Genomic DNA, 5,002 nt, shown 5'->3' on the forward strand with positions numbered 1-5,002 from the left:
CCACAGGGGATCGCATTTCCCTGTGGGAGCCGGGCTTGCCCGCGATGGCGTCCGCACAGCCACAACATTCCTCCTGATTAATCCGCACTTAACCCCTCTCTGTTTAAACGTGGCTCTGTGTGTAAACTTGCGGCCATTGGCACAACGACAAAGGGAAACGGGGATGAGTGACGAATTGCGTTTGGGCAGGGAGCGGCGCTTTCTGGTGTTGCTGGGCATCATCTGCCTGGCGCTGATCGGCGGGGCGCTGTACATGCAAGTGGTGTTGGGCGAGGCGCCGTGCCCGCTGTGCATCCTGCAGCGCTATGCGCTGTTGTTGATCGCGGTGTTCGCGTTTATCGGTGCCGCCATGCGTACCAAGGGCGCGCTCACCTTTTTCGAAGGGTTGGTGGTGCTCAGTGCCCTGGGGGGCGTCGCTGCCGCCGGTCATCATGTGTACACCCAGTTCTTCCCACAAGTCAGCTGCGGCATTGATGTGCTGCAACCGATTGTGGACGATCTGCCTCTGGCCAAGGTGTTCCCCCTGGGCTTTCAGGTCGATGGCTTTTGCAGCACCCCATACCCGCCGATCCTTGGCCTGTCCCTGGCGCAATGGGCGCTGGTGGCGTTCGTGCTGACGGTGATCCTGGTACCCCTGGGCATTTACCGTAACCGTCAACGCAACAACTAGCCGTTCACGAAAAACGCCCCGGTCTTCCTTGAAGGAAGGTCGGGGCGTTTTGCTTTGTAGGTATTTTGTGAAACTGCCGTGACGGGGAGCAATTTCAGGTGCGCGCAGCGTGCGACATGTTGTCACACGGAAGCTGTCGCAGGACGTTTCTGACCCGCCGCATGGGCCATTAAATTTGCGTCAACCGCGCAAGTTGTGCTGTCAGTTCGTGGCGTGTGAGACACCGCAAAGCTCACGGGGTTCCAGCGCCAGGGCGATCTGCGAATGCCTTGTTTTATGGGGACTTGCTCGCGTTTGCCATGCCCTTACAGGCTGTAAGGGATGTGGCTCTTTGCCCAATAACACGGCAATTTTTGTGGTTTTTGTTGAGAATCGAACGCGATAAGATCGCGAACCTTTGCAAGAATGGCGAAGGATTATTGCTGTAATCGATAAAAATTATTTCTTTATAAGACATGGTTTATACATCGCTAGCTAACTACAATCGCCCGCACTGAATGTCCGGTGCTGTTCAATATTTGAGCATTGGAGCGGTCGAGGAGCAGATGGAAGGCTCTGTGCGACCCCAGGTTCCGGCAGCCTTTCAACTATCCGCACCAAATGGAATTGGTCTGTAACAAGGCCTTTTAACCACGAAATCGAATAAGAACTCACTGCAGGTCCGTGAAACGTACATATATGACGTGGCGGGCAGGCTCTTATTCAATCGAAGAGAAATGCCAACCCTTGGCAGGGTGAAGTGTTGGCGATCAAAACCCAACTGCATTGCGCAAGCTGCTTTAGAGGTCGTGAGATGAGTAAAAACAGGTACCCCCGATTACTAGGCTTTTTGCCGCTGCTTGGCATGATGTTAATGCTGGGAGGCTGCAAGTGGACCTTGATGGACCCGAAAGGACAGATCGGTCTGGATCAACGAAACCTGATCATCACCGCCACCCTGCTGATGCTGCTGGTCGTGGTTCCTGTGATCATCATGACCTTCGCCTTCGCCTGGAAATACCGCGCGTCGAACACCAGCGCGACCTACGCGCCGAAGTGGTCGCACTCCACCAAGATCGAAATCGCGGTGTGGCTGGTACCAATCCTCATCATCATCGCCTTGGGTTACATCACCTATAAGTCGACCCACGAGCTGGACCCGTACCGTCCGCTGGAGTCCGACGTCAAGCCGATCAACATCGAAGTGGTCGCGCTGGACTGGAAGTGGCTGTTCATCTACCCGGACCTGGGTATCGCCACTGTCAACGAGATCCAGTTCCCGGAGCACACTCCGCTTAACTTCCGGATCACCTCCGACGCCGTGATGAACTCGTTCTTCATCCCTGCACTGGGTGGTCAGATCTACGCGATGGCAGGCATGCAGACCCGCCTGCACCTGATCGCCAACGAAAAAGCTGAAATGGAAGGCATCTCCGCGAACTACAGCGGCGCTGGCTTCACCGGCATGAAATTCAAAGCGATCTCGACGAGCCAGGAAGATTTCAACGCCTGGGTAGCCGCAGTCAAGGCCGCACCTAAACAGCTTGATCAAGCTGAATACGACGCCCTGACCAAACCAAGCCAGAACAACCCAGTCGCCCTGTACTCCACGTATGAGCCGAACCTGTTTCAGAAAATCGTCGACAAGTACGAAGGTATGAAGCCAGGCAAGCCGGTCAAGCACGAGAAGAAAGAAGTGGCCGTGGTTGAAGGTTCTGACACGGGCTCGCATTCAACTGCTGGGGCAGAGGAGTAAACGATGTTTGGTAAATTAAGTTGGGATGCGGTCCCGTTCCACGAGCCGATCGTGATGGTGACCATCGCCATGATCGCGCTGGGTGGTCTGGCGCTCGTAGCAGGTATCACCTATTTCAAGAAGTGGTCCTACCTGTGGACCGAGTGGCTGACGTCGGTCGACCACAAGAAAATCGGCGTCATGTACGTCATCGTTGCCATGGTCATGCTGCTGCGTGGCTTTGCCGACGCCATCATGATGCGTACCCAGTTGGCCATGGCCACCGAGGGTTCGCCTGGCTACCTGCCACCTGAACACTATGACCAGATCTTCACCGCCCACGGTGTGATCATGATCATCTTCATGGCGATGCCTTTCTTCACCGGCTTGATGAACCTTGCCTTGCCGCTGCAGATCGGTGCGCGTGACGTTGCCTACCCGTTCCTGAACTCCCTGAGCTTCTGGCTGCTGGTTTCCGGCGTGGTGCTGATCAACGTTTCCCTGGGCGTCGGCGAATTCGCCAAGACCGGTTGGGTTGCGTATCCGCCATTGTCGGGCATTCAGTACAGTCCGGGCGTGGGTGTGGACTACTACATCTGGGCGCTACAGCTATCAGGGCTCGGGACGACGCTGACGGGGGTCAACTTCCTGGCGACCGTCCTGAAAATGCGCGCCCCTGGCATGAAGCTGATGGACATGCCGATCTTCACCTGGACCTGCACCTGGGCCAACGTCCTGATCGTGGCTTCGTTCCCGATCCTGGCCGCTACCATGGCGCTGCTGTCGCTTGACCGTTACCTGGATTTCCACATTTTCACCAACGAACTTGGTGGCAATCCAATGATGTACGTGAACCTGTTCTGGGCATGGGGTCACCCTGAGGTGTACATCCTGATCCTGCCAGCGTTCGGTATTTTCTCCGAAGTGATCTCGACCTTTACCGGCAAGCGCCTGTTCGGTCACCACTCGATGGTCTACGCCTCCGGCGCGATCTCGATCCTGGGCTTCATGGTTTGGCTGCACCACTTCTTCACCATGGGTTCGGGGGCCAGCGTTAACGCCTTCTTCGGCCTGGCGACCATGCTGATTTCCATCCCGACGGGGGTGAAGCTATTCAACTGGCTGTTCACCATCTACCACGGCCGTCTGCGTATCACCAGCCAGGTTCTGTGGACCCTGGGCTTCATGGTGACCTTCGCTATCGGCGGCATGACCGGCGTACTGCTGGCCATTCCGGGTGCTGACTTCGTCCTGCACAACAGCCTGTTCGTGATCGCTCACTTCCACAACGTGATCATTGGTGGTGCTGTATTCGGCTACATCGCTGGTTTCGGCTTCTACTTCCCGAAAGCGTTCGGCTTCAAGCTGCACGAAGGCTGGGGCAAGGCTGCATTCTGGTTCTGGATCTCGGGCTTCTTCGTCGCGTTCATGCCGCTCTATGCACTGGGCTTCATGGGCATGACCCGTCGTCTGAACGCCACTACCAACCCTGAGTGGGTGCCGTACCTGTACGTCGCTATGTTCGGTGCGGTGATGATCGCCGTGGGTATCGCCTGCCAGCTGATCCAGCTGTATGTCAGCGTGCGTGATCGCAAGCAGAACATGTGCGAATCCGGTGACCCATGGAACGGCCACACCCTGGAATGGTCGACCTCGTCGCCACCTCCGTTCTACAACTTCGCCGTGATCCCTACTGCGGACACCATTGATGCGTTCACCGAAGCCAAGGAAAACGGTACTGCGTACCAGAAGCCTAAGCACTACGAACCGATCCACATGCCAAGCAACACCGCCACTGGCGTGGTGATGGGCGGCCTGCTGACCGTGTTCGGTTTCGCGATGATCTGGCACATCTGGTGGCTGGCAATCGTGAGCCTGGTCGGCACTATCGGTTACTTCATCATCCACGCTGCCCGTGATGATCAAGGCTACATGGTGCCGGTCGAGACGATCGAGCGCATCGAAGCCGAGCAGCACGCTCGCCTGGTAGCCGAGAAGAAGATTCCGGCCAACCGTGTAGAAACCTCGTTGGAACAGGCTTAAACCATGTCGAACTTAGTGACCAATGCTGGACACGCCCATGTCGATGACCATGGGCACGATGACCATCACCACGACTCGGGGCCAATGACCGTTTTCGGTTTCTGGCTCTACCTGATGACCGACTGCATCTTGTTTGCGTCGATCTTCGCGGTATACGCGGTACTGGTAAACAACGTAGCGGGTGGCCCGTCGGGCCACGACATCTTCGAACTGCCTTACGTGCTCGGCGAAACCGCCTTGCTGTTGTTCAGTTCGATCACCTACGGCTTCGCCATGTTGGCCTTCTACAAGGGCAACAAGAAAGGCGTACTGAGCTGGTTGGCACTGACCTTCCTGTTCGGCCTGGGCTTCATCGGCATGGAGATCAACGAGTTCCACCTGCTGATCTCCGAAGGCTACGGCCCGCACCGTTCCGGCTTCCTGTCTGCGTTCTTCACGCTGGTAGGCACCCACGGTCTGCACGTATCTGCCGGCCTGCTGTGGATGGCGGTGATGATGTATCAGGTCAATAAGCACGGCCTGACCAACACCAACAAGACTCGCCTGACTTGCCTGAGCCTGTTCTGGCACTTCCT

4 protein-coding genes are annotated in these 5,002 nt (G+C 56.6%); all 4 read left to right on the forward strand.

Translation table 11 applies throughout. The features are described 5' to 3' along the window. Nucleotides 1-163: 163 nt before the first annotated feature. Nucleotides 164-670, forward strand: a complete 507-nt coding sequence (locus ACRESD_RS16935) for a disulfide bond formation protein B (RefSeq protein WP_431751974.1) — start codon at nt 164-166, stop codon at nt 668-670. Between the two features lie 793 nt (nt 671-1,463). Next, nucleotides 1,464-2,405, forward strand: coding sequence for a ubiquinol oxidase subunit II (gene cyoA, locus ACRESD_RS16940; RefSeq protein ID WP_431751975.1), 942 nt, complete (start codon nt 1,464-1,466; stop codon nt 2,403-2,405). A gap of 3 nt (nt 2,406-2,408) precedes the next feature. Next, nucleotides 2,409-4,427, forward strand: coding sequence for a cytochrome o ubiquinol oxidase subunit I (gene cyoB, locus ACRESD_RS16945; RefSeq protein ID WP_431751976.1), 2,019 nt, complete (start codon nt 2,409-2,411; stop codon nt 4,425-4,427). A gap of 3 nt (nt 4,428-4,430) precedes the next feature. Continuing rightward, on the forward strand, nt 4,431-5,002 hold a 572-nt coding region (cyoC, locus tag ACRESD_RS16950; RefSeq protein ID WP_431751977.1), incomplete at its 3' end, for a cytochrome o ubiquinol oxidase subunit III.

Source organism: Pseudomonas sp. (assembly GCF_050739995.1).
Classification (GTDB): domain Bacteria; phylum Pseudomonadota; class Gammaproteobacteria; order Pseudomonadales; family Pseudomonadaceae; genus Aquipseudomonas.

Bases quoted from the DNA above. Each gene is read 5' to 3' on its own strand.
- ACRESD_RS16935 (WP_431751974.1), top strand. From the start codon at position 164: ATGAGTGACGAATTGCGTTTGGGCAGGGAGCGGCGCTTTCTGGTGTTG.
- cyoA (WP_431751975.1), top strand. From the start codon at position 1,464: ATGAGTAAAAACAGGTACCCCCGATTACTAGGCTTTTTGCCGCTGCTT.
- cyoB (WP_431751976.1), top strand. From the start codon at position 2,409: ATGTTTGGTAAATTAAGTTGGGATGCGGTCCCGTTCCACGAGCCGATC.